Source organism: Streptomyces sp. NPDC051136 (assembly GCF_044455745.1).
GTDB lineage: Bacteria > Actinomycetota > Actinomycetes > Streptomycetales > Streptomycetaceae > Streptomyces.
The window spans coordinates 1,112,675-1,137,027 of record NZ_JBITFE010000001.1 but is presented as its reverse complement, the minus strand read 5'-3'; the positions used below and the strand labels follow the sequence as shown (position 1 = coordinate 1,137,027).

At 68.0% G+C, this 24,353-nt stretch carries 22 protein-coding genes and 1 pseudogene; 11 read left to right on the top strand and 12 right to left on the bottom strand.

The genetic code is table 11. The features are described from left to right. Positions 1-987 precede the first annotated feature (987 nt). Both ACIBCJ_RS05055 and ACIBCJ_RS05050 read left to right on the top strand, forming a co-directional pair. Positions 988-2,292 (top strand): epoxide hydrolase family protein, encoded by a 1,305-nt coding sequence (locus ACIBCJ_RS05055; protein WP_399281805.1) that lies wholly within the window; start codon positions 988-990, stop codon positions 2,290-2,292. 543 nt (positions 2,293-2,835) lie between these two features. Then, positions 2,836-3,258, top strand: a complete 423-nt coding sequence (locus ACIBCJ_RS05050) for a hypothetical protein (protein ID WP_222515089.1) — start codon at positions 2,836-2,838, stop codon at positions 3,256-3,258. Between the two features lie 343 nt (positions 3,259-3,601). Here the strand turns inward: ACIBCJ_RS05050 and ACIBCJ_RS05045 are convergent, their stop codons facing one another. Further along, entirely contained in the window at positions 3,602-6,400 is a 2,799-nt protein-coding gene (locus tag ACIBCJ_RS05045) for an AAA family ATPase (protein WP_365980946.1), read from the bottom strand. Between the two features lie 108 nt (positions 6,401-6,508). Between ACIBCJ_RS05045 and ACIBCJ_RS05040 the strand changes: the two genes are divergently transcribed. Continuing rightward, positions 6,509-6,865: a hypothetical protein gene (locus ACIBCJ_RS05040; RefSeq protein WP_365980947.1), complete on the top strand. Its 357-nt coding sequence runs from the start codon at positions 6,509-6,511 to the stop codon at positions 6,863-6,865. A gap of 112 nt (positions 6,866-6,977) precedes the next feature. Continuing rightward, positions 6,978-8,930, top strand: coding sequence for a hypothetical protein (locus ACIBCJ_RS05035; RefSeq protein ID WP_365980948.1), 1,953 nt, complete (start codon positions 6,978-6,980; stop codon positions 8,928-8,930). 34 nt (positions 8,931-8,964) lie between these two features. On the opposite strand, the gene ACIBCJ_RS05030 is transcribed toward ACIBCJ_RS05035, so the two are convergent. The 3 genes from ACIBCJ_RS05030 to ACIBCJ_RS05020 form a co-directional block, all read right to left on the bottom strand. After that, a complete protein-coding gene (locus tag ACIBCJ_RS05030) occupies positions 8,965-9,936 on the bottom strand; it encodes a hypothetical protein (protein WP_365980949.1) in 972 nt (323 codons plus the stop codon). A 214-nt stretch (positions 9,937-10,150) separates the two neighbouring features. Continuing rightward, entirely contained in the window at positions 10,151-11,161 is a 1,011-nt protein-coding gene (locus ACIBCJ_RS05025) for an RNA polymerase sigma factor SigF (RefSeq protein ID WP_365980950.1), read from the bottom strand. Beyond that, positions 11,161-11,709 carry a sigma-70 family RNA polymerase sigma factor gene (locus ACIBCJ_RS05020; protein WP_319125948.1) on the bottom strand — a complete coding sequence of 183 codons (549 nt, stop codon included), beginning with the start codon at positions 11,707-11,709 and terminating at the stop codon, positions 11,161-11,163. The genes ACIBCJ_RS05025 and ACIBCJ_RS05020 overlap by 1 nt, the downstream gene beginning before the upstream one ends. 340 nt (positions 11,710-12,049) lie before the next feature. Here ACIBCJ_RS05020 and ACIBCJ_RS05015 point away from each other — a divergent pair, with 340 nt between their 5' ends. Continuing rightward, positions 12,050-12,496, top strand: a complete 447-nt coding sequence (locus ACIBCJ_RS05015) for an isochorismatase family protein (protein WP_399281869.1) — start codon at positions 12,050-12,052, stop codon at positions 12,494-12,496. A gap of 694 nt (positions 12,497-13,190) precedes the next feature. Further along, the gene (locus ACIBCJ_RS05010; RefSeq protein ID WP_365980951.1) at positions 13,191-14,105 is read left to right on the top strand and encodes an MBL fold metallo-hydrolase; all 915 of its coding nucleotides are present in this window, start codon (positions 13,191-13,193) and stop codon (positions 14,103-14,105) included. A gap of 365 nt (positions 14,106-14,470) precedes the next feature. Here the strand turns inward: ACIBCJ_RS05010 and ACIBCJ_RS05005 are convergent, their stop codons facing one another. From ACIBCJ_RS05005 to ACIBCJ_RS04990, 4 genes are all read right to left on the bottom strand, one after another. Then, positions 14,471-14,842, bottom strand: a complete 372-nt coding sequence (locus ACIBCJ_RS05005; RefSeq protein WP_365980952.1) for a hypothetical protein — start codon at positions 14,840-14,842, stop codon at positions 14,471-14,473. A gap of 38 nt (positions 14,843-14,880) precedes the next feature. Next, the gene (locus ACIBCJ_RS05000; protein WP_365980953.1) at positions 14,881-15,216 is read right to left on the bottom strand and encodes a hypothetical protein; all 336 of its coding nucleotides are present in this window, start codon (positions 15,214-15,216) and stop codon (positions 14,881-14,883) included. Next, positions 15,213-15,872, bottom strand: a complete 660-nt coding sequence (locus ACIBCJ_RS04995) for an HNH endonuclease family protein (protein WP_365980954.1) — start codon at positions 15,870-15,872, stop codon at positions 15,213-15,215. Before ACIBCJ_RS04995 ends, ACIBCJ_RS05000 begins: the two co-directional genes overlap by 4 nt. Before the next feature lie 171 nt (positions 15,873-16,043). Continuing rightward, a complete protein-coding gene (locus ACIBCJ_RS04990; RefSeq protein ID WP_365980955.1) occupies positions 16,044-16,277 on the bottom strand; it encodes a DUF6207 family protein in 234 nt (77 codons plus the stop codon). A gap of 251 nt (positions 16,278-16,528) precedes the next feature. On the opposite strand from ACIBCJ_RS04990, the gene ACIBCJ_RS04985 reads away from it, so the two are divergent. Continuing rightward, on the top strand, positions 16,529-17,032 hold the full coding sequence (locus ACIBCJ_RS04985; protein ID WP_365980956.1) for a lamin tail domain-containing protein: 504 nt from the start codon (positions 16,529-16,531) through the stop codon (positions 17,030-17,032). A 107-nt stretch (positions 17,033-17,139) separates the two neighbouring features. Then, on the top strand, positions 17,140-17,748 hold the full coding sequence (locus ACIBCJ_RS04980) for a hypothetical protein (protein ID WP_365980957.1): 609 nt from the start codon (positions 17,140-17,142) through the stop codon (positions 17,746-17,748). Positions 17,749-17,877: 129 nt separating this feature from the next. Here ACIBCJ_RS04980 and ACIBCJ_RS04975 read toward each other — a convergent pair whose 3' ends face one another. Beyond that, positions 17,878-18,345: a lamin tail domain-containing protein gene (locus tag ACIBCJ_RS04975; RefSeq protein ID WP_365981092.1), complete on the bottom strand. Its 468-nt coding sequence runs from the start codon at positions 18,343-18,345 to the stop codon at positions 17,878-17,880. A gap of 461 nt (positions 18,346-18,806) precedes the next feature. Beyond that, entirely contained in the window at positions 18,807-19,028 is a 222-nt protein-coding gene (locus ACIBCJ_RS04970; protein ID WP_365980958.1) for a hypothetical protein, read from the bottom strand. Between the two features lie 174 nt (positions 19,029-19,202). Between ACIBCJ_RS04970 and ACIBCJ_RS04965 the strand changes: the two are divergent. The 3 genes and pseudogenes from ACIBCJ_RS04965 to ACIBCJ_RS04955 all read left to right on the top strand — a co-directional run. Then, positions 19,203-19,373, top strand: a pseudogene (locus ACIBCJ_RS04965) (SLOG family protein); the annotation flags it as partial. Between the two features lie 99 nt (positions 19,374-19,472). Further along, the gene (locus ACIBCJ_RS04960; protein WP_365981100.1) at positions 19,473-19,709 is read left to right on the top strand and encodes a hypothetical protein; all 237 of its coding nucleotides are present in this window, start codon (positions 19,473-19,475) and stop codon (positions 19,707-19,709) included. Between the two features lie 628 nt (positions 19,710-20,337). Beyond that, positions 20,338-21,594, top strand: a complete 1,257-nt coding sequence (locus tag ACIBCJ_RS04955; RefSeq protein WP_393518034.1) for a hypothetical protein — start codon at positions 20,338-20,340, stop codon at positions 21,592-21,594. 57 nt (positions 21,595-21,651) lie between these two features. Here ACIBCJ_RS04955 and ACIBCJ_RS04950 read toward each other — a convergent pair whose 3' ends face one another. Both ACIBCJ_RS04950 and ACIBCJ_RS04945 read right to left on the bottom strand, forming a co-directional pair. Beyond that, entirely contained in the window at positions 21,652-22,440 is a 789-nt protein-coding gene (locus ACIBCJ_RS04950; RefSeq protein WP_365980960.1) for a hypothetical protein, read from the bottom strand. After that, positions 22,433-24,343, bottom strand: coding sequence for a hypothetical protein (locus ACIBCJ_RS04945; protein ID WP_365980961.1), 1,911 nt, complete (start codon positions 24,341-24,343; stop codon positions 22,433-22,435). Before ACIBCJ_RS04945 ends, ACIBCJ_RS04950 begins: the two co-directional genes overlap by 8 nt. Positions 24,344-24,353 lie beyond the last annotated feature (10 nt).

The following is a 24,353-nucleotide window of genomic DNA, read 5'->3' as shown; positions in this document are numbered from 1 at the left end:
GTCACTCATCCGCCCCGTCCTGCTTGATCACGCGGTGAAGTCAGGAGCCGTCTCGGTCGCACGCGCAGCGGGTGCACGTCGCCCGCCGACTGGGCCGCATGCCCTGTACGTGCGCGCCGAAAGAGCACCGCCGCCAGGAGGACTACTCGATGCCCAGGGCGCGCCTCCGCGCGCCGCTCATCCCGTAGTTCCTCAGACGAGGGAGAATCCGCGTCCGCGGCGGGAGACATCACTCATCGCATTGCTCCTCCAGCCGTCACTGACCGTCCTCTCTGCGGCTCCGCCGTCGCTGGAGTGCCGACAGGCACTCGGCCCGGGACCAGGCCAGGCCGAGGTGGCGCACCGCCACCCTCACACGATGCGAAGCGTTCGAAACACGTCGAACAATCTACATGAGCGTTCGACGCGCTCCGAACCGGCATGCCTCGCGCGATGGCCGGCCCGGGAGCAGATCACACCCGTCCGCATGACGGAGGTGCAGCACGGAGAAGCGCTGCCGATCTCCATCCATTCCGCAGGGCGCTCACGCTGTGACTGATGCCACGGCTGGCAGATGCCGCACGGACGATGGCCGTGGTACGTTTCCAGATATGTTCGATGGATAGCGAACATTAGTCTCTGTAGAACTGCTTGCGCGGACGTTCCAGGCATCGGGTTGCCGGGCGGGCGCTCGTCGCCCGCGCCACGACTGCCTCCTTTGAATACGGTCCGAAGCCTTCCGAACGCCCGAGGCCGATGCGTCAGGTATGCACCCTCGTCGTTACCTGGACGACAAGACGGCACGTGCAGGTGCTTGTACAGGGCTTCCTGCAAGTCGAGTTGGCGACTCGCACTCACGATCCGTGAGTCCCAGAGCGCAAACCGACCGCAGGTCCATAAGGGGCCCGGTGTGTGGGATCCAGACCGGGGTGCCCAGCGCTTGTTCTGGTCATGCAGGCCGCCGGAGTACCGCGGTCGCCAGAACGTACCGACAGGAGCAAGAAGCTGATGCCGAATAGAGAAAGTGTTCTGAGCCGTCGGCGACTGCTGTACGCCATGGGCGCCCTGGGGGCGGGGTCCGCAGCTTCAGTGATCACCCCCGGAGCCGTCCAGGCAGCCCCAAAATCAGGCACTACAGCTGCGGAGCTGTACCTGCCGAGCCCGCCGAATGATGCCGTTGTTCCCATGAGGCTTCACGTGCCCGAGAGCATGCTGCGCGATCTGAGGCAGCGGCTGGAAATGACACGGTGGCCGGCGGAAGAGTTGGTGGACGACTGGTCGCAGGGAGCCCCTCTGCGGCGCGTCAAGCACCTCGTGGAGTACTGGAAGCGGCACTACGACTGGCGCAGGGTGGAGTCGTTGCTCAACAGCTTCGGTCAGTACCGCACGGTTATCGACGGGGTCAGCATCCACCTGCTGCACGCCAAGTCACCGCACGCCGAGGCGATGCCCATCATGCTGACCCACGGCTGGCCGGGATCCGTTCTGGAATTCCGTAACGTGATCCGGCGTCTGACACATCCCACCGAATTCGGTGGATCACGACGCGACGCCTTCCACGTGGTCGTTCCCTCTCTGCCGGGGTTCGGGTTCTCCGACCAGCCCGACGATCTGGGCTGGGGGCGTGCGAGGACGGCCAAGGCATGGGCTGAGATCATGCCGCGCCTCGGATACGATCACTACCTCTCCCAGGGCGGCGACTGGGGAGCGGCAGTCAACGCCCAGTTGGGTGTGCTGCGGCCCAAGGGGCTGTTGGGCATCCACCTGAACTTCCCGCAGATCGTGCCGCCCGATCTCGACCTCGATCACCTGACTCCCGAGGAACAGGTCGCGATGGATCAGCTGAACCGGCAGCAGCAGAACGAGATCGGTTATCAGCTTGAAATGATGACCAGGCCGCAGACAGTTTCCTACTCGCTGGCGGATTCGCCCGTGGGTCAGGCTGCCTGGATCTACGAGAAGTTCGGAGTGTGGAGCGACAGCAACAAGAACCCCGAGTCCATCTGGACTCTGGATGAAATGCTGGACGACATCACCCTCTACTGGCTGACGAATTCCGCTGAATCGGCTGCACGCTTCTACTGGGAGAATTCTGACGTCACCATGAATGCCGTAGAAATTGACATCCCGATGGGCGTCACATTGTTCCCCAAGGAATTCTATACGCCGCCTCGCGCGTGGGCCGAAAGGGCCTTTTCCAAGCTCGTGTACTGGAACCAGGCCAGCAAGGGGGGTCACTTCGCAGCTTTCGAGCAGCCCGTGATCTTCGCGGAGGAAATGCGCAAGTTCGGTCGCCTGTTCCGCGGCGCGTGATCCGTATGCGCGCGACTACGAGGTGACGGAACTGTACGCACGGCGCCGTCATTGCCATCGGTTCATATCGGCCGGCCGCGGGGAGTCCGGTCGCCACCAGGCCGAGTCCTCCAGGAACTTCGCTCCATGCCCCGGCAAGCGCGCCCGCAGGGCGTGGGTGCACCCCTGGGGGTTCATGATCGGAATTCACGATGATCGAAATCGGAACTGGTCGGTCGTCCTCCTAGCCTCTCCAAGAAGGCCGAATTAAGAAATTCCACGTTGTGGCTTTTGCCACAGGCGCAACGTTCGACAAATGCCGAATGAACAAGGTAGCTTGTTCGATAGGCGCCGAACAAGGGTCTGGGTGGTCGCACGTAAAGATGTGGTCGCGCCAGTGATACCCGCCCTGTGGGGGTCGGGCTAACAACCATCGACCGCCGACGACTGAGTGGGCTCACTCGTCTACGTTCGCGTCGCACAACAGGCAAACACTCGCACCGCCGGCCTTAGGGCAATTTGATTGCCCGGACTCGGCACGCCAGAAGCTTCCTGGAGGAAACTATGGGCACGGTCAACAAGGAGATCGAGGAATTCATCCGCTACGTCGTGGAGGATGGAAGCAACTATCGGATGGACGAAATGGACAAGCTCTACGCTGCCGATATGGCCATCCTGTTCCCGAGCAAGGACGGCTCGATCGTCGCGGCACCGCGCGAGGATGTCTTCGCCGAGTTCGCGGCTCGTGGCAGTAACGGGGAAAGGGCCCTGTCCACGGAGTACCGCATTCTGCACCTGGAGGAGCAGGGCGACGACGCCACTGTGCTTCTCTACCGCCGCATGAGCGAGTCCGCTGCACCGTTCCTCTACGAGCTGCGACTCAAGCGCGGCGGTGTCCGCGGTTGGCTCGTCGCCGGCGAGACCGTAACGCCTTGGCCGGACCCGGAGACTGCAGGCGCGTTCCTGCCTCCACGGCAGACCGTCTGAGCGCCTTCAACGGGGCGCAGCGGTCCATGCATGACACGGGAAAGAGCGCCGCGTCAGCAGTGCTCACGTCCTCATGGACACGCGCCCCGTTCTGGCGGCGACAGCACTTCCGAGAGGTAACGGGCGACGGCATCCCCGCTGTCACGATGGCCCGACCACCCACGAGCAGCGCTGTAATAAGAGGTCCTAACAAGGGCGTTTGACGTGGCGGTAAGTGAAGACAGGTGGGCGAGGTCGGGGAAGGCTTCATGGATGTCGTTGCGCACCGGACGGCCCTTCCGGAAGGCATGGCGCGGACGTCGCCCGCGTCCGGAACCGGGAGAGGACACCGGCTCGTGGGCGTTCATGCGCTCGACGCGGTCGGTGTGAGTCCGGCGAGGGCAGGCTTCAGCTCGGTCCGCCGCTTGATGCCGAGCTTCACGAAGACTTTGCGCAGGTGGTACTCGACGGTGTGTGCGCTGATGAACAGGCGGGTGCCGATCTCGCGGTTCGTCAGCCCCTCACGGGCCAGGCGCGCCACATTCAGTTCCTGTTCGGTGAGCCGCGCCGCCGATCCCCGTGCGTGGACCCGCAGGGTCTCGCCACAGGCGCGCAGCTCGTCCGCGGCACGCTGGGCAAATCCGTTCACTCCGCAGGCTGTCAGTTCCTTGTGGGCGGTGCGGAGCTGCTCGCGCGCCTCGGCGGTCCGCCCCTGGCGGTTGAGTGCCTCGCCGTACAGCAGGCGGCACCGCCCCTCCCAGATCGGGATCCGCTCGTGCTCGAAGCGCGCGATCGCGTCCAGATACAGGTTCTCGGCCTTGTCCCCCGCACGCAGTTGCGCCTCGGCCATCGCCAGTACGGCCAGCGCGTAGCTGGTGCCCACCGGCCGTGTAACGCGGGCCAACTGTTCGAGTGCCTGCTCGGCGAGGGCGTGCTCACCGGTGTGCGTGGCCGCTTCCACCAGTTCGAGCAGCGTGCGCATCGCGAGGTTCAGTTCATGGGTGTACGGCAGCTCGCGCCGGCCGCAGGCCACCGCCTCGGCGAAGCGTCCCAGGCCGTTGTAGAGGACCGCCTCGGAGAAGTTGGCCGCGCTCTGCGCGTATCCCTCACCGCGCGCGAGCCCGTCGGCCCGAATCCGCTCGGCCAAGCGCTCCGCCTCGTCGGCCTGCCCCCGGTACGCGGCGAGGAGGAGTCGCCCGTACGGCGGCAACGGGTTGCCCGTGACTTCCTTGATGGCGTCGATCTCGTCGCAGGAGGCTTCCGCCCCGTCCAGGTCGCCGTCGGTCATCTGTACGAGCATCAGCAGGCTCAGGGCAATCGGCAGCACGGTGACGACGCCTTCGGCGCGAGCGAGCTCGACCTGCCGGTCGGCGAGCGCACGCAGCCCGTCGGGATCCCACAGGTCCTGGGCGGCGCGAGAGGCGAACCACATCCAGTGCAGTTCGAGGAAGTCCGGCGCCTGCTCGAGGAACGCACGCTGGGCCCGTCGCAGGGTGGGGAGCGCCACCGTCTGCCCTTCGGTGGCCAGGAGCGCCTGTCCGCGCAGGATCAGGTCCCGTGCCCGGTCGGTCTCCTCGGCGGCGGGCGTGGCGCCGAGGATCGCGTGCGCGACGGCGGCCACCTGCTCGGCATCACCGAGCCTGCCGCCGTAAGTCGCCGCCGCGAGCGCTTCGATGTAGGTGTCGCGGGCGAGGACCGGGGCGAGCCCTTCGAGCCCCCGTGCCGCGTCGAGGAGGTTCTGCGCTCCGCTGCGGTCACGCCGTAGCGCGTATCCGGCCCGCGCGCGCAGCCGCACCACGAGCGCCTCCTGGAGCGCAGTGAGGGGAAGGACGCGGGCGGACTCGAGCAGGCGCAGGGCCGCGTCCGACGCGCCCGCGTCGTGCTTGGCCTCGGCCGCCGCGATCAGCCGCTGCCCGCGGTGGAACGGCGAGGGTGTGAGCTCCGCTGCCCTCTCAAGGAACGCGCCGGCAGCTGCCGCGCCGCCGCGCGTTCGTGCGCGGACCGCGGACTTCTCCAGATCGGCGGCGACCTCCTCGTCCGGTTGCAGGGTCGCGCTGGCCCGATGCCAGGCCCGGCGGTCCGGGTCGTGTTCGGCGTTGGTGACGTCGGCCAGAGCGGCGTGGACGCGACGTCGGTCGCCCGGTGACGCCGCCCGGTACACGGCCGACCGCACCAGCGGATGGCGGAAGCCGACGCGGGTGCCGATGATGAGCGCCTCGGCAGCCTTGGCCGTGTCGAAGGCTTCCGGCCCCAGTCCCAGTACTGCGCTCGCACGCCACAGCAGCCCCGGGTCACCAGTGGGTTCGGCGGCCGCCAGCAACAACAGGAGGCGCGTCGGCGGGGGCAGCGGGGCGAGCTGCACGACCAGGCTCTGCTCGATGCGGCTCTCCAGCGGCAGGGAGCCCGTCAGGGTGAAACCGCCGGCGATCTGGGCCGGGTTCAGTGCCCGGGGCAGTTCGCGCAGGGCAAGCGGATTGCCACGAGCCTCCGCGATCAACTGGTCGCGCACCCGCCGGTCGAGACCACCGGGTGCGGCCAGGCGCAGCAGCTCGCACGCGTCCTCGTGGCCGAGCCCTTCGACGACCATGTGGGGCAGGCCCGCGAACACCGGATCGGCCTGACGCATGGCGAGCACCAGGACGATGCCCTCCGCGTCCAAGCGCCGGGCGGCGAAGGCGAGGGCACGCGCGGACGCCTGGTCGAGCCACTGTGCGTCGTCGACGACGCACAGCAGTGCCTGCTCTTGGGCAGTCTCGGTGAGTAGCCCCAGCAGGGCCAGTCCCACGAAGAACGGGCTCGGCGCGGCGGCGGTGCGCAGCCCGAACGCCACCTCGATTGCCTCCTGCTGCGGAGTCGGCAGCCGGGCGGCCGAACCCATCATGTGCCCGCAGAGCTGTTGGAGGCCGGCGTAGGCGAGTTCCATCTCGGACTGGGAGGCGACGATCCGCTCGGTGCGCACGTGTGCCGCGGTCCGTGCCGTGAGGTGGTCCAGGAGCGCCGTCTTGCCGACACCGGCCTCACCGGAGACGACCAGCGCCCCGCTGCGGCCACCGCGGGCGCCGCCCACCAGCGCTTCCAGTTCCGCCAGCTCGCCGCGTCGCCCCCGCAACGGCGCGATGTCAGGCACCATGTCCGCCTTCGTCGGGAAGTACCGCTCCGCCATGTCCGTAGTCCAAGAAATTCTATCGGAGCCTCGTCCTGAACCGCCAAGCGTCGCGGTGAGTATCGACCGCCCGTCACAGCGGCGGGGGCGTCACCGAAAAGAGGGGGTATGACTCATTTTGTGGATTCGAAGGCCGGTGTCGACGACCCGGTCACCGTCATGAAGAGCTACACCGTGCTGACGGAAGAAGCCGGCTGCTTCGCCAGGACGTACCAGGAGAACGCCCGGATCCTGTCGGCTCGGCCCGTCCTCGCCCGTTCCCGCCGGCACCGCCCCCCTCACCCACGATCCCCAGACGCGATTCGTCCACGTCGTCGGGTGGACCTCGGGCTGCCGGCCATGTCCTCGGCCGCTGCCGCTTGCGCATCGCGTACCCAGCAAAGCTGGCAGCCCGCGCTGCCAGGGCAATCGGCGGCCAGACACGCCAACGAGGAGCACACGGTCGCAACCGCCGATAGCCTCTGACCGCAGGGCGGCAGGGCCGCGGCCCTGCCGCCCTGAATCAGAGCGTTCGGTGTCAGTGCTGTACGGCAGCATTCCGACTCAACAGCCCTGCACGCAGTGATGGAGAAGAACCGTGACCGGCCAAGATCTGAGCCCTGTGCTCCCCGTGGACTTTCTCCGCACGGCAATGGCTGGCCGCAGCCCAAACGACCCGGTGGTGCAACTGGCGGCACAACAGGCCCGAACGGCGCAGCCCGGGCATGCACAGTCAGCCCTGGTGGAGGCTTTGCTGTCGGGCCCGTACGCGCAGGAGGCACCCTTGTGGCTTCTGGAGACCACCGTGGAGGCAGGTCTGGGGGCCGAGGGGGAAGCGTCTGGCGTCGGCCAGCGGCCCGCACTGGTCGCGACTGCCCTCGAGCACCCGTCGTGCACGGCCTCACTGCGGGAGCAGGCCCTCAGACGGTGCACGAGTGAGCAATTGGGCATGCTCGGGACGCCGCGCGCGGATGCACGCCTCGCCGCCACGGTTGCCGCGGAGCTGCGTGCACGCAGCGGTGCACCGCTGCCCATGACTCCACAGCTGCTTCAGGAGCCGACTGCGGCCCAGACCGTGCTGCAGCAAGGACCGCTGCACCCTCTGGTGTTCGAGGCTGCCCGGGACACGCTTCCCACCGAGCCCGATCCGGACAAGATCGGCGAGGGATCCGACACAGACGGCACGTGGAAGCAGTACAAACAGGCGTACGACGCGTGGCGCAGCATGTGGCGTCAGGTACTCAACCGCCATCCGCACTGTCACCGAGAGCTCATAGCGTGGGCTGCCGATGCCGGCGCCGAGGGGCTGATCCGCGACGAGCTGCTCGGTAGTCTGCCCTGGGCGGTCGAACCCGCGCTGCTGGCCGAGCTCGCCAGGGCCGACCTCGACCGCTTCTCCTTCGAAGTGCTACTGGCCCGGGGCTGCCGCATGCTCCGCGCCGGATCGGACGAGCAGCAGGTCCTGGAACACTTCGCCACGGACCTGTCTGCAGTGACGGACGACGAGCAGACGCTCTTCCATCATGCCCTGCGCCGAAAGAGCAGCACATTGCTCGACATGGGGTGCCACGCACCGATCACCTGGGCGCAACGTGCCGCGGTGGGAACATGGCGCCACATCCTCAGCCCCACGCAGGCCAAGGACGGCTACCGCCCTGTCCAGTGGCAGGCGTCCGCCGCCCTGCTCACCGATCTCGCCACGCAGTTCGCCGAGACCGCCGCCTGTGCCCTGCCCTACTGGGAGCCTATGGACCGCTATCGGGGAATCACCGCGCGCGAGGTGACCTGGGTCCGCGACATGGTGCTGCGCCTTCCGACCATCACCACCGAAGACGTCAGGGCCGGGGTCGGCCCCCTCGTCCGCGACGCGCACGAGCGGCTGAGCTACCGTCACCCCGGCCTCCAGCCGCGTCACGACGAGCGCAGCGAGATCCAGGAGAGCCTGAACACGATCGAACGCGTGCTCGCAGACCCTGCCCCCGCGACCGGCGTGGAACGTCGCCGGACCGCGCTCGGCGCTCCCGACGAGGTGACCGTGCGCGACCTGGCCCGTCTCCAGACGCAGGCACTGAGCGACTATCTGACTCGGCACGCCGGCGACGACTCCCTCGTGGAAAAGGCCCTGCTGTCCTGCGCCGCCAGCGGATACCGGTCGCGTGACGACTTCGATAACGTGCTGCGCCGCCATGGCTGTCCCGACACGGTGCTGCTCCGTCTCACCGAGCGCCGGCGCACCCGTCTTGGCGGTGGGCCGTCCTGGCGTGAGGCCTGGACCCAGCTGGTCCTGGGCAGAGCGGAGGCCGATCCGGCACTCGTGCGCGCCCTGCCTGCCTGGACGGCGCTGCGCGCCCGGGGCGACTACCACGCAACCGCGCACGCCGCGGTGGTCACGGCCGTACGCGAGGCTCTGGGAAGTGACCAGGAGGCATGGGACCGCTTCGCGGCCTGCCCCGCCACCCACTCCGGCCCCACCGCCTGGCTGCGTCTGGGCGACCTGCTGGACGCAGCCGCCACAGGGAGCCCGTGGCCGAAGCCACCGGGCAGCCGATAAACCCTGCCACGGCCTCAACGGGCACGAGACCCTCTCACCGAGCAGCAACGCGTGCCAGGTCTGCGCTGAATTCCCGCAATTCCGGCGACGGGCGTGGCGCGGACTTGACCAACTGCGCTACAAGGCGAGCTTGTTTGGAGATGCAGGAGGGGTCCATCAGCCCCGGCCCGCCCGGCTGCGGCGGACCCGTGGCCTGATCCGCCATGGCGAGAAACGCCGTGGCTCTGTCGGTCGGAGCCAGGTAGGTGACCTCGGGCACCGTGACCGTGGCACCGTCGTCCATGTACAGGGAGATGGTGAAGGTGTAGATCCAGGGCATCGACCCCTCTCCGTACCGCTCGGGCCCCACCGTGAACGCAACCCGCTCCTGAGCATGCGGCGACAGGGTGTACTTCATTTTCCGGTGGATTACGGCTCCCTCGCGGGCTTCGGCCGGGATCTTGATGTCGTACTGCGCAGTGATGTCAGTCGGCCCGGCCCCGTAACGGCAGAACACCTCAGCAGCGGAAACAAGGTTCACTTCAGCACGGGTGATCAGAACGGGGTTGTCTGCACTGTTCCTCAGCGTCGCGCTGACGACGGACGCGGGCACCCGAGCCTGTTCGGTGACTTGTCCGTCGAAGACCACATCGGCAGCGACGTTCTGCTCCCGGTCGACGTCCGAGTCGACCAGTTCGACCGCCGGCGCCGGCTCGGGCGCAGGTTTGGGCTGCGCATCGGGCCAGAAGAGAAAGATCAGTCCGGCTACCCCAGCGACCGCCGTAACAACGGCGCCGACGATCTCGAGCGTCCTGTTCTGCTTGTGCCAGAACCCTCCCTCCGGCTGCGGGCCGCTGTCCCCGGTTTCCGCTGCGACCGCATCACCCTCCGGCCGTGTGGATCCCTGACCGTCCTCATCGCCCGTTCGCCTGCCTGATCGCGGCGGCGCGGCGCTGCCGCTTGTCTCTTCCCTCGAGGGCCGGCACTGCTCCCCCTCATGTAATCCGTCTGTCTCTCCAGAGCTCATGTCCGTCTCCTCCCCCGCCCCCATAGCAGCCATCCACCCACACGTAGCCCAGCGACGGTTCCACACAAACGACCATCACCGACCCGAAACCAGGTGTGGGCCGGCGCCCTGCCAGGGTGCCTCGCGCACCCGCGGCCTTCGCCGCCCGGCAGTGCGTCCCAAGGCACTGCCGGGAGCGGGTAACGCAGGCACGGAAGGTTCTGTATAGGGAAGTTCACTCCTCCGCAAGGAGCCTCTCTCGCAGCTGGGCCAGTGTGCGCGCCAGTAGCCGGGAGACGTGCATCTGGGAGATGCCGACCTCCTGCGCGATCTGCGATTGGGTCATGTTGCCGAAGAAGCGCAGCAGCAGGATCCGCTTCTCGCGCGGCGGGAGGCTTTCCAGCAACGGCTTGAGGGACTCGCGGTACTCGACGCCCTCGAGTGCCTCTTCCTCGGCTCCCAGGGTGTCCGCGATCGCCGGGGACTCGTCGTCGGTGTCGGGGATGTCCAACGACAGTGTGGAGTACGCGTTCGCGGACTCCAGGCCCTCCAGGACTTCCTCCTCCGAGATCAACAGCTTCGTGGCCAGCTCGTGGACCGTGGGCGGTCGGCCTTGTTCCTGCGACAGCTCCGCAGTGGCCGTGGTGAGCGCAAGGCGCAGTTCCTGAAGGCGCCTGGGTACACGCACTGCCCAGCCCTTGTCACGGAAGTGGCGTTTGATCTCACCGACCACCGTCGGGGTCGCGTACGTGGAGAACTCCACGCCACGCTCCGGGTCGAAGCGGTCGACCGACTTGATCAGACCGATGGTGGCGACCTGGGCGAGGTCGTCCAGCGGCTCACCGCGGTTACCGAAGCGGCGTGCGAGGTGCTCCACGAGCGGCAGATGCATCCGGACCAGCCGGTTGCGCAGCTCGGCGTACTCCGGGCTGCCGCCTTGCATCGCGCGCAGTTGGAGGAACATCGCTCGCGCGTCACTACGGTCGGCGGCGGACGACGTAGTGCGAAGGGGCGGCTGGGGGGTGGGCTGTGTTTTGGTCCGCCGCTTGACTCTGGCCAGCGCGGACTCGACGTCCTGGGCCGTGGCCACGAGCGATCCGATCGGTCCTTCACTGGCCATGAGGGTTTCGCGCAGCGCGGCAATGTCGTCCCTGTCGTGGTGGTCGGCCCTCGCCGCCTCCCGCCCGCGACGGACGGCCCCCGCAGGCAGTGCGGCAACTTCATCCTCGTCGTGGTGGCCGGTCATCACTGCCTCCCCTCGCCCGTGTCGATCACGCCCAGCTCCTGCAGCTGGCTTCGTACATCTTCCAGCGCCTGGCGGGCGCGGTGCAGATGCACGCGCGCGGTCGCGACCTGGATTCGCATCTCCTTCGCGGCATCCCCCAGCGGCTGTCCGGCAATCGCGCAGCGGCCCATGACTTCGCGCTGTTTGTCGCTGAGGGACACGATGCGCTCCAGCACCGTGCGGTAGGCGCCGCGCGCATCCATCCAGGACGCCAAGTCCACCTCCGCCGCAGCCCGGTCGTGGTGCTCTGTATCGAAACCGATCGAGCCGGCTTCCTTCTGCAGTCGCAGCACCTCCCGCACGACGGTGGTGCGTAGCCATGCAGGCCAGGCCCTGACCGGTTCCAAGTGCGGGGCGTTCCAGCGCTGCCAACATTGCAGGAAGGCCTCCTGGACCGCGTCGTCGGCCAGAGTGCGGCGCCCTCCGGAGACGAAGATCGCCTGCGCCAGAAGGGGCCGGTACCACGTACGGAACAGGGCGTCGAACTCCTCCTCGGGCGGGGCTGTCATTGAGGATCCTGCTCGTCCAGGCGGACGCTCCATGCCGTGCCGTCCTGGTCGCTCACCTCGGCCCTCCCCCCGCGGACGGACAGCTCACGTGCCATCCGGACCATCGCCCGGGCACGCACCTGCTCCCTGAGCAGGTATCCGCAGGTCCGTACAGCCGCGCCCGCAGCAGCCGCCCCGGTGCCCACTATCACCCAACTCCACTGTCCTGTCACGGCGTTGGCCTCCCGAGGCTCGAAGTGCTTTCACCAGGTAGAGGAATCAGGCGCCGAAAACGTGTACACGCCCCACCGACTCCAGCCGAGAGGCGACTGGACGATCCTTCCGGCTCGGACGAGTTGGCCTGCAAACCGATGAGCACACCGTACGAAGCGGGGCCGGGACTGGGCTGCCCCTCATCGACACGACGAACGAGGTATTCCACCAGGAGCGGGAAGGAATACCGTTCTACCAGGCGGGGTTCGACAGGATCGGCACCTTCCACAACCTGAAGCGACTGCTGGCCCGGGGTGCGCGAACTGGACCACCCGGTGTTCTCCCCCCATGGCATAAGCGCCTGGCTGGCATCCATCAGGTGCTGTTCGAGAACCGTAGGTTCGAGGAGGGCCGCTGGGGCGCGGAGTTCCACCCAGACCTCTCTCCCACCTGCGACGATATCGTCATCGCACCCCACAAGAACATCGACGTCCTGGCCACGACCGACCTTGACGTGGAGCTCCGTCAGCACCGGGCGGAATACATCAACGTCACTGGGATGATCGGCACCATGTGCGTCGAGTCCACCGCGTAGCTGCATGGGACGAGGTCACCACGTGACCATGTTCGCCGACACCACCGCCACGGACGCGGGACTCGAGGACCTGCGACGCGATGACCGGACGGCATCCGGCCATCTCTCACGCCGCGGTACGACGTCGATCAGTACCTGAAGGCCGTCCGCGCGGCACTCATCTGAGCCGCCCGCAGTTTGAACGCCGGATCGATTCCTGGACGTATCTCGACCTGTATGTGGTGCGTGGTGATGAGGAGAGGGCCGGGGCGATCGAGGCGTCACTGCGTGGCAAAGCTCCAGGCCGAGCACGGAACGGTGCTGGTCGTGGTCGAACAGCCGGCCTCGACCGGTGCGTTGCCACCCGACCGTCGCACGGACACGGGCTGTCCCGTCGCGCATATCTCTGGGCTGACGAGACGAGGGATCGCCGGGCCGGAGCTGCTGCAAGGGCAGGCCACTGGCCCTGATCCGCAAGATCGGACGGCGGCTGGCCGCCCTGTTGCGCCCGAGGGCCGCGCCGCTTCCTGACGTCCTGCTCACGAGACCTACGTCCTCATGATGTGAGGCTGCTGGGGTGAGCTTCACACGAATGTGTGGATTATGTGATGGGTCGTCACAGGCGCTGACCTTGAATTGTCTTGGAGAGAGTAGGACGGAGTGATCTCGTCACTTCGTCGATGACTTCTGTCGAGGCCTTCCAAAGGACGAGCACATGAACCAGATCAACGTCGCACACCCGCACGCACCGATGAGGGACGAGGCAGTTCCGTCTCGCTACGCGCTGAAGGTCGGCGACATCGATGTCACAGTGATCAGTGACGGGGTACTGGCGATCAACCCTGCGACGCTGGCCACCAACGCCGCCAAGGCCGAGCTGTCGGCCTGGCTCCGTGACAACTTCCTGCCGCCCGAGGTGATCGACTACCCACTGAACGTGTCCGTGGTCCGCAGTGGGGACCGGACCATCCTCATCGACTCCGGGCTGGGTACGGAGTTCCCGGGCTTCCCCCGGGCCGGGCAGTTGGCCATGAGGCTGGACGCTGCCGGGATCGATCCCGCATCCGTGACCGACGTGGTGCTCACCCACTTGCACATGGACCACATCGGGGGACTGCTCGTCGAGGGTCTGAGGGGCCGGCTGCGCAAGGACCTCCGAGTCCACCTGGCCGCGGCCGAAGCCGAGTTCTGGCAGGCGCCCGACTTCTCCCGCACCGCCATGCCGGCGCCGGTGCCCGAGACGCTCGTCACGACCGCCGCACGGTTCCTGGATGTCTACCGCGGCCAGTTGCACCCCTTCGAGACCGAGTTCGAGGTCGCGCCCGGCGTACTGATCGAGCGCACCGGGGGTCACACTCCCGGTCACAGCATCGTCCGCCTGGAGTCGGGTGGACAGCGGCTGACGTTCGCCGGTGACGCTGTGTTCCAGTGCGGGTTCGACCAGCCCGGCTGGTACAACGGCTTTGAACACGACCCCGAGGAGTCGGCCCGGGTCCGGATGCGTCTACTGAAGGAGATGGCGGCGAGCGGCGAGCACCTGATGGCCAGCCACCTGCCGTTCCCGTCCGTCTGCCACGTGGCGACGGCCGGCAACGCCTTCCGTTTCGTGCCGACGGTCTGGGACTACTGAGTCTCGGCATCGCTGCCGGTTCAGCCTGAGGGCCTGGGCGGCGCGGATACGGGCAGGCTGCGGCGAGCACCGCGGCCTGCCCGCGCAGCGCGGACCCCGTTCCGATCGCCGAGCCCCGTCGGATGCCGAAAACACAGTCCGGGTGAACACAAAACGGGGACAGACTCGGCCATTCAGCCACCGCGCGTCAGGACAGCCCGTGCATCGCACATGGACGTCCACAAGGACGACTACGCAGAGACTTCTGCACCTCCGCAGCGCCTGCGAAATGGCTTCCTTCTTCACCGACTCCCTACAGCAGGACCTGGGTCGACCTGCAGGTCCGCTCAGGACTCGTGGCGTGGTGGCGCGGGGCCGGCCCGGCTTCAGGGGATCATCACGCAGTGGTTCTCGATGACCCTGCCACCGCGATCGAGTTCGCCGCAAACGGCTAGCCTCGGGTACGCCCTGATCTCCCGGTTGACGACGAACCGCCACCGCGAGGCGTTCGCCTTGCTCCCCCGGTAGTCGCCGACAAACGCACGCAGCGTCCCCGGCAGGCCGTCCCTCGTGGTGACGGTGATGTCCTGGACGTAGTCCCGGCCCTGGTATGCGGTGGCGACGCAGATGTAGGTGCCGCAGGTGGACTTCACTTCGGCACTCGCCGGCGCCGCCGTTACCAACAGCAGCCCTGCGGTGGTCGTGAGCGCGGCCGTGACCGTGGCGATCCGCCGTCGTGTCCTTCGTGCTGTGGCCATGAATCCTCTCCTCGTTCGCGTGCGCCGGCATCCCGTGGTTATGGGTTTGTCTCGCGCGTCACGGTCTGCTCCGGGCAGCCGTCCGCCACCTCGCGCAGCGCCGCCGCCTCAGCCTCGTCCGCCGACAGGCCCCAGCGGAGCTTCATGTCTTCCCACTCGGCGAGGTAGCGGCAGTGCGCTTCACCCGCCGGCGGCAGCTGCTCGGCCTGGTTCCGGTCGGACTTGGACTGGTGGGAGCGGGCGGTGGCAGCGGCGAGACTGGTGGCGTCTCCGGGGTCGTTGGCGTACGCCTCTGGGCGCTGCGTCGACCATGTCGAGGCGCCGCTGTGCCAGTCCTCGGTGAGCAGGACCACGTCCTGCCTCACCCCGGTCACGGGGCCAGCTCGTATGTCACGGTCTGCTCCGGGCAGCCGTCCGCCACCTCGCGCAGCGCCGCCACCTCGGCCTCGTCCGCCGACAGCGTCCAGCGGAGCTTCGTGCCCACCCACTCGGCGACGTAGCGGCAGTGCACCTCGGCCGCCGGCGGCAGCCACTGGGCCGGGTCCTGGTCCGACTTAGACCGGTTCGAGCGGGCCGTGACCGCGACCAGACTGGCGGCCGCGCCGAGGTCGTTGGCGTACGCCTCCCGGCGCTGCGCCGACCAGATGGAGGCGCCGCTGTCCCATGCCTCGGCGAGCGGGCCGATGTGGTCGATGTCCAGGCTGGAGGCCGAGGTTACCCACACCTGGTCGTAGTATGACCACCAGCGGCCGCCTGTCAGGCGGCACTTCGGACCCACCGTCGGCGGTTCCACCGCCTCCGCGATCAATACCTCGGCGCGGGTGTTGCAGCCGTCGGACGGGTTCGCGCCGGCGTTCCAGTGCTTGAAGGCGTCCCGGTCGTAGCCGTCGCGGGACTCGACCGCCACCGGCAGACGCACGATGGCCTCGGACAGCGGAAGCGTCTCAACCGCTTGGGCGGGCGTTGAGACAGTCAGGGGCAGGACGGCGAGAGCAGCGGCAGCCAGGCCGCGCAGCACAGACTTGAGCATGCACCGTTCATAACGGCCCCTGAGGGGGCGCTGTCAGGCGTTTGCCGAGTACGCCGCCCGTGTGGGTGCACTCGTCATACCGGCGTTTGCGGTCCGGCTCCCCACGACAGCGGGTCGTGCTGTGCCCGGAACCCGGCGCGGGAAGGCGAGTGACCGGGCAGGGAGGCTTGTTCAGTGGGGCGTCGGCGCCTGGCCGGATGCGTTGACGGGCTGGCGCAGGTCGAGGTAGCAGCGCAGACGGACACCTGGCTGGCCCGCATCCCGTGTCGTGCGCTCCACCCCGGTGGTCGCCCACCGGGCGGCCAGCGCCGTGTGGAACGCGAACGCGGTCTCGTCGTCGGCCGCGGCGACATCGACCACGACCAGACCCGGCTGCGACACATGCACGTCGTTGATCGCTTCCATGCCCCGCACGACGCGCTACCGAGTAGGCCGGTTCTGCCACGACCTCGGATTCACCCTGACGGGGTTCGTTCGTTGCAGCACCTGACGGCAAGCCAGCCGGGGAGTTGCCCCGGGCCCCGCAGGGTGACCAGGCGCAGGGACCTACTGACAACCGGCAGCCATGGTCACAAGTTCTTCACTCTACCTCCATGACGTGATCACTTCCGGTAGGCTCCGGGCGCTCCATTCGCACCACTGAGGGGGAAATCCTCATGCGCATCCGCTACGCCCTGACTGCTTCCGCTGCCACCGCGGCCGCCGCCGCACTCGGCCTCGCCGCCGCCGTTCCGGCGCAGGCCGCCGAGTACTCCTCGGCCCTGAAGATCAAGGGCGTGCAGTACGACGCTCCGGGCCGGGACTCCAACAAGTGCTCGGGCGGCAACACCAAGAACGAGTACCTGACGATCAAGAACTACTCGAAGACGGCGACCGTGAACCTGAAGGGCTACAAGGTCAAGGACGCCGCCGGGAACACCTTCACCTTCAAGAACAGCCACACCCTGCAGCCCGGCGACTACGTCAGCCTCCGCGGCGGTCGCGGCACCGACTCCGACGGGAAGAACGTCGTCTACCGGCAGAACTGCAACTTCATCTGGAACAACGACAAGGACACCATCTACTTCTACAAGCCGGGCGGTGCCCGCGCCGACGTCCATGCCTACACCAAGAAGGCCAACGACCGCGACGGCAACGGCTACATCACCTACCACGGCTGACCAACTGCCCGCTGCGCACCGACAGGCGGCTGTCGGACAGACACCCCGGCAGCCGGGGCCCCTCGCCGTACCCCGGACGCTCACAGACCGATAGGAACCAGCAGGCCGTGACGGACCGGACCGGTGACATCTGCAGTGACGACTGGCAGCGGCTGATCACTGCACGCGAGATGCATGCGCGGTCGTCCGGCATCCACTACGACGAGATCCTCCACCAGGTTGCCCAGCGGGCCCAGAGCGAAGGCAGCATCGGCAAGGCCGACATCGGAGCGCTGCTGCTGTTCAAACGCCTGCGCGCCGACACTCCCTGGGCCCGCGCGCTGATGACCACCGCGGACACGGCCGTACGGCAGGCGACCGCGGCCGCCACGGCCGCCGTGCGCACCCCCGCTCTCAGCCGCAGCGAGGCCGCCCGTGCGGGCCGGGCCGCGCTGGCCGGCCTTCCCGGCTTCACTCGCGGCGACGCACTGGCCTCCACCGTCCTCACCGCGGCCGCACCCCACCGTATGGCTGTCTACGACCGCCGCGCCCACACCGCCCTGAGCTCCCTGGGCATCTCGCTCACCCACGCTTCTGGCCGGTACAGCCGCTACATCGCCGCCCTCGACGACCTCCTCAGTCAGGCCCCCTCCCCCGCCCACGCCTGGACACCCCGGGACCTGGACATCGCCCTGTACCGCCTGCCACCCAACTCAGCCGGCATGGGCAGCGCGTAGAGCCCCAGGCCGGCGCCGCGCCACCCCTGGCAGGGGGTGGCGCGCCGCGCGGGGACAGTGCTGTGCCCGATGTCCGGGCCGGGCCGTTTGCCGACCCGGCCCGGCCCGGCTATCGGCTCAGGCGGTGTGTCAGTGACGGCCGCCGTGGCGGTGGTGTCCCCAGGACTGGCTGTCGATGAAGCGGCGGTGGTCGTTGCGAAGAGTGGCCGTGTCGGAGCGGTTGTCCCACACGTAGTTGCGGCGGTCCTGGTAGACGTCGTGGCGGGTGTCGCGGCCCTGGCCGGTGTGGACGCGGACCGTGGCGCGGCCGTCCAGGCGGTAGTGGCGGAAGGTGTAGGTGTGGCCGTCCTCGTCCTTCAGGGTCCAGCCGTCCAGGTTGACCGCGCGGCGGGTGTTGTTGGTGATCTCCACCCATTCCTTGTTCAGCGAGCGGTTGGAGCGGGTGTCACGGCCCGGAGAGTCGTACTGGACGTGGCTGATCTCCACGTTCGGCCGCTTCGCCCGGTGGTCGTGGTCGGCGGCCGTGGCCGGCACCGCGAGTGCGGCGGTCAGGACGCCGACGACGAGGGCGGCGGCGGTCAGGCGGCGGGCAGTGATGGACTTCGACACAGGTTCCCCCTGCTGGGTACAGGCACAACACGACCAGGCAGGCCCAGAGGCCACGAGGCCAGGTTGTGCGTGGTGCGGTGGCGGCCGGTCGGCCGCGCAGCCACACACTGTCGACCGGACGACCGGTTCATGGAGAAGGCGTGAAGGCGTTACCAATCACTCACGTCACCATGACACTCACCTGCCATATCCATCTATGTACTGAATCCACCAGATTGAGGAGCTCTTCGGTAGACGAGCCTTGCAGGCACTGGCCCAAGACCCCCCCACGCCAGATCACGCCACCCCAGCCGCCGCGGCCCGTTCACCCGAAAGTGAGTAACAGCCTCGCCCTGCGCAACAGACTGTGTCTGTGAACGGCTCTGCCCCCGCTACGACAGCCAGGGACTTGTAGAACACCGTGCAGGCCGTGTACCTGCGTCCCAGCGCAGGAAGCGGGAGCGTCTTCCTCAGTCGGCCAACACGCGAAGCAGCCGCGCCTCGGCGACCACCGATGTGCCGTCCCCGCCATCCTCAACCAGGTCCACCGCGGGCGCTGCCGCCACTGCTGCGGTTACGTCGCCAAACGTCTTTCCGGCCTTGCGGGCTTCGGCTTCCTCGGTCTTGCGCTGCGCCTCAGCGCGCCTCTTCGCGCGCGCCTGCGACTCAACGGTGGGCGGGGGCAGCTCCATGCAGATCTTCCGGCTCCGGCCGTCCACCGCGCAGCAGCTGCGCTTCTGTGCGGCCTCGCTTTTCACCGCCCCGTTCGCGTCTTCCTGTCCTGGGCACAGCCAGATCTGCGGTCTGCTGTCAGTGCCACATGCAACGCTGGCCCAGAAGGGCGGGTGAGAGGTGTGCCGGAGCTGATGGAGGGCCGGGTGCTGATGTGCGGGAGCCGCCGCTGGCCGTGGCCTTCTGCCGTAGCGACAGTCCTGGGCCGGCTCTCAAGACGCTATGGCGACAGGCTCGTGGTTATCGAGGGCTCGGCGACCGGAGCGGATGCTGCTGCGTGCCGCTGGTGCCGCCGTCACGGACTGGGGGCAGACCGCCACCGGTGTCACCCGGTCGACTGGGCTGCAGTGCGGCGTGAGCGCCCGCACGACTGGCGGATGGCGGGACCGGAGCGGAACACGCGGATGCTGCTGCACGAGCGGCCGGGCCTCGTGATCGCATTTCATGATCATTTTAATGCCGGTGGCGGCGGCACCTCCGACATGTGCTTGCGCGCCTTGATCGACGGCGTGCCGGTGTGGCTCGTGTCCGGCAACGACGTGGAAGCGGGCACCTGGCTGGGCCTGGAGGTCTTCCCCAGGGGTCGGGTGCGGCGCGTACAGGCCGAACTTGCCGCCGCCCGCGCAGTACACCGCCGCTGAGCAGCTCCGTCCTCGGGGCCGGTATGGGAGGTCCCGGCGCGCCGACCGTTGGCTCCCGTCTGCCCGGGAAGCGGCTTGCGTCGATGGCACCTGTAGTGGGCAGATTGGCTGGCCCTGACGGGATCTTGGCACGGCCGGGTTGCCGGGGTTCCTGTCCACTGCTTCGGGGCCCGGTGCCAGTCACCAGACCGAAGACGCCGCGACGCCCGAGTCAGGCGAGCAGAGGCCCCGACGTGCGGACGGGCGGGCGCCCAGCACGGTCGCGAACGGCATGCATGTCAAGGTGCGCACCAGGGCCCGTTAGGGAGACTCCCCGGCACGAGTTCACCCGATAGTGCGGCAACAATGCGAACGTGAGTACACGATTGGAACGCGAAGACTGGCTTCCGGGGCCTGCACGACGCCTGCGCGGCGTGGCCCGGTCAGAAGGCGAGCTGTGCCTGGCAGCCTCCGGCACATGTGCTCCAGCTTTGACGACTCCGCGCGGGCCGACGCTGCACTCGACACCTCCCCGACGCGGCGGGCCCTGTGGAATCTGCGTTCCAGCGAGGTCACGACGATCGCGTGCCCAACCTGCGGGGCTGCCAGGCGCGCCCCGTGCCGGACCCTGTGGGACCGCCCCACAACCGTGCTGCACCGCGGCCGCACCATCCGCTATGTGAAGATGCGCTTCGCCCTGGACCTCACCGAACCGCACGAGCGGCCTGTCCGCCACCAGGCCGCTCCCCCGCTCTCCGGTCCCGGCCTCACAGCCACCCCTGCCCCGCACCCGCAGCCGTGGCGGCTCCCCCTGCACGAACTCGCGGACCTGGTGAACGTAAGCTTCCTCGACCTGGCCAAGGTGGTCACCGCCCACGCATGCGGCTTGCAGCGCACCGGCCTGGACGAGCTGCTCTTCGGCCCCGACCGCATCGAGCAGAGTATCGACGCCCTCACCTACGCGATGCACGACCGGCAGCTCCGGCGCGAGGTCCGCGTCCTGTCCGGCGGCCGCCCCGAGGAGATCGAGGACCTGGCCGCTCAGGAGCGGGCAGTGCGGGACCGGCTGCGCGATACGGAGCGACGCCTCAAGAACCAGCGCATCGCGGAGCTCACCGCCGCAGGGATCCTTCCCTTTCCCGCACCCACCGACGACTCCCGGCGCCTGGCCCGGGCGTGGCTGGGCCGCTACCTCCCGGACGAGAAGGAGGCCCTCGTACGCCGCCTCGCGACAGACAAGGGACTCGCGCCCTCGGCCACCGTCCACATCCGCTCTATCCCGGAAAAGATCACGCGCTGCATCGACAACGGATGGCTCGCCGCCCCCGTCAACGACGTGGTGCACGAGCTGCTTGAGCTCGACGGACCGGCCTTCCGGCGGCGCATCGTTGCCGACGCCGCGCAACAGGACGCACGCGAGGACGCACTGTGCCACCCGCTGCTGCTCAACCGGTGGCGCGACCAACTCACCGAGACCTTGGTGGAGATGGCCCCGAGTGCTAACAATGCCCACACCAAGCACCTGCACGATCTCGCCCTCACCAGCCGGCCGCGAAGTGACGCACAGCTTCGGCGGCTTCACGACCGGCGGCGTATGTTCGCCGCCCTGCTGCAGCGCCGCTCGGAATCTGTGCGGCTGATCACCTCGCTCAACGACGGGATGTCCCTGGCCGAGCGCCGTGACCCCAGCTACGAACTCCTGAAGAAGGCCGGGGATCAGGCCTACAACGAGCTTGTCCGCCGTCACCCCGACCTCTACCGGCACATCCGGGCCCGCCTGGCCAGGTACGAGACGCGCTATGGACGTCTGCAGCTTACCGAGCCGCGGGCCCAGCTGCGCGCCCGGATCTACGACGAGCTCGACCGCATGCGTCCAGCGCACATGGCCTCGCCCGCGCGCCGCTGACGTCCCGGTGGCATATAGGTGGCCGATTGGCAGGGCGGGAGCATCGTGTCTCGTTCGTCATCCGCTGTGGTGATCGTAGCCGTTGAGGCCGGCCGGACTGCGGTCTGAGCCCTCCCCTTGAGTGGGGTGTTCAGCCGGTACCGACGTGGCGTGGGCATCTCTCAGTTGTTGTGCGATGGCTTCGCCACCGAATTCGGTGAGGGTGGTACTGAGGCGGTCGATGATGAATCTCTTGGCGTCGGTCGGCAGGTCCGCGAACCACTTGTCGAGTAGGAGCGCTGTCTGCACCCACCTGGCACCGGGGGCGTAGGCGGCTACGGAACTGGCGATCTGGGGGAGTATTTCCAGGGTTTGCTGGGTGACCGCTTGGGGTGAGTGGAGGAGGAGCTGCGCCACGAGCAGGTTGGGGTCTTCGCGCAGTTGGTCTCGGTAGGTTTCGGCTTGGGCCATCGTCATCTGCTTGAGTTCCCACTGCGTTTGTGCTCGGGCGCGCAGGCGAAGGCGGGTGTGGGCCACGTGCTGAGTCTCTGGGTCGACGTGGACCAGTACGTGTGCCCAGTTGAGGTTCACGGTGGTCTCGCGCAGTTGTCTTGGCCGGCCGAGGAGTGCGTTGAGTCGATGCTGCAGTTCTGCTGCGGCGAGGACCGAGTGTTCGGCTGCCAGCCGTTTCGTTTCGTCGATGACATGGCAGGTCGCGGATGCGGCGGGGTCGTGATGGCCTCGGCGTGTGGCCTGCCAGCGTCCTTCGGCGTGCACGTCGAAGCGGAAATCGGCCTCTGTGCTGGCAGCCGTGAATGTTGCTGTCAGCGTGCCCTGCCGTCCCGGCCAGAGCCGGATCCTAGTCACCCGTCGAGGCGTCCTCTCTGTCGTGCTGGCTGTAGTGAGGGTCTGCCTGCTTGGTGCGGTGCATGAGCATGGTGTGGATGTGCTCGCGGTCGTGGTGGTGGGTGGTGTCGTTCCGGATGAGCCATCGTTCGGCCATGCGGACGAGATTGAGGTAGCGCTGGCCCCGCAGATCGTGGCCGGTGACGCCGTGAACGGACCGGATCAGCGTGGAGAGGATGCGTTCCGTGGTGTCCGGTCGTGTCGTGGCCGCGTCGAGCCAGACGGCACAGGCGTGGTGTGCGGCGGGGCTGGGCTTTTCGGCCTCGAGCGTGGTCCTCCAGCCGCGGACGACCCAGGGGGCTGCTTCGGCATCCGATGTATGCAGCAGGGCCGGGAGGCCGGCCGGGTCGCGTTGTGCGGCGAGGTGTACGAAGGCGCTGGCCGCGGCATGCTGCAGGGCCTGGTCGGTGCTGGTGAACCAGGAGTCGAGTGTCTGGCGGACCTGGGGGCGGAGTTTTTCGCTGCTGAACAGGGTGTTGAGAGCTTCACCGACGGCGTCCGCGACCCCTGGTTTCTGGGAGGAGGCGAGGGTGCCCAGTCGGCGGAGCATGCGTGCGGGTTGTGCGGGGGTGAGGGTTTGGAAGACGTGGGCGAGGGTCCGCAGGAGCGGTGGGCTGGTGTCCGACTGGCCGGTCCAGCGGTCGGCAGCGTTCTTGACTAGTTGTGCAGTCTGTGGGTCGAGTATGGCGGCGACGATGAGGTCGTGTGCGTGGGGGGCCAGGGCGTCTTCCTGTGCCCAGTCGTCGGCCACCTGGCGCAGCAGTTTGGTGGAGCGGGAGGCTTGGAGGTCGTGCAGCGCCCAGGGGATCATGCGTTCGGCGAGTTGCGTGCCTTGTTTCTTTCCGATGTCAAGACAGAGTTTCGCTGTCCACCGGGTGAATGGGGTGATGAGTTCGGGCCGGTCACGCCAGAAGTAGCGGACGACGGCCTCGGCGAATCCTGGCCCGGGAAAGCGCAGACGGCCGTCGGGGAGCGGATCGGCCTCGATCTGCCGTGCCAGCTGGATCAGGCCCGGTCCCTGCTGGCCCTTGGGCCGTGCTCCGGCCGGCTCCTTCTCGTCGAAGGCCTGTGAGAGAGAAGCGATCTTGGTGTGGACGCTGTCGATGGGTTCTCCGCCGTAGACGGCGGTCAGGAGCAGGTAGTTGCGGTCGTAGCTGGTTCTCTGTGGGTGGGAGTGCCAGGTGGCGAGCACGCCCATCCATCCGGAGGTGGCGTTGGCGGCGGCTGCGACGACCGCTTCGAAACCTGGGCTTTCTGGGTCGGTTCCTCTGCCGGTGGCGCTGCGGTAGTGGTGTGCGGCGCGGATGAGCGTCTGGGCGTGCTCTTTGACCTGTCCTGGTCGTAGGTTGGCCAGTTGTTCGGTCAGGCGGTGGTCGGCGGCGAAGTCCTTCGCGTGCTCGATGCCGGCGGACTGCAGGAGGGCGGCGAACAGTGTGGTCTGGGCCGGAGGGGTTGGGGTGCGTGCAAGGTGGCCGGCTCCGTGTCCGATCTGGTGCCACAGACGGGTGCTGATGAGCACGACGAGATGGGAGTCATCCGCGTCCAGGTCCGCGGTGTGGCGGAGTTCGAGGCCGAAGTCGCAAGTGGCAGGGATGCTGTCGTCCGGATCTCGGAGGTCCAGGATCCAGCCGGTGCGTTTGTGACCTCTGATGCCTTCGGTGCTGAAGGCGTCGCCGGGCTCACGGCGGATCCGCCTCAAGGTGCGGGGCTGGCTGGGAAGCGTCGTCAGCAGACGCAGCGCGGTCGTCCACCGGCCGCTGCCGAAGTGATCTGCGAAAAGTACGACGACGCGGTCGTCCTGCAGCCGGCGGGCGAGTTCCTCCTCGTTCTTCACCGATACGTAGTCGGCGAGTTCCTGGTCCACCCATTGAGGG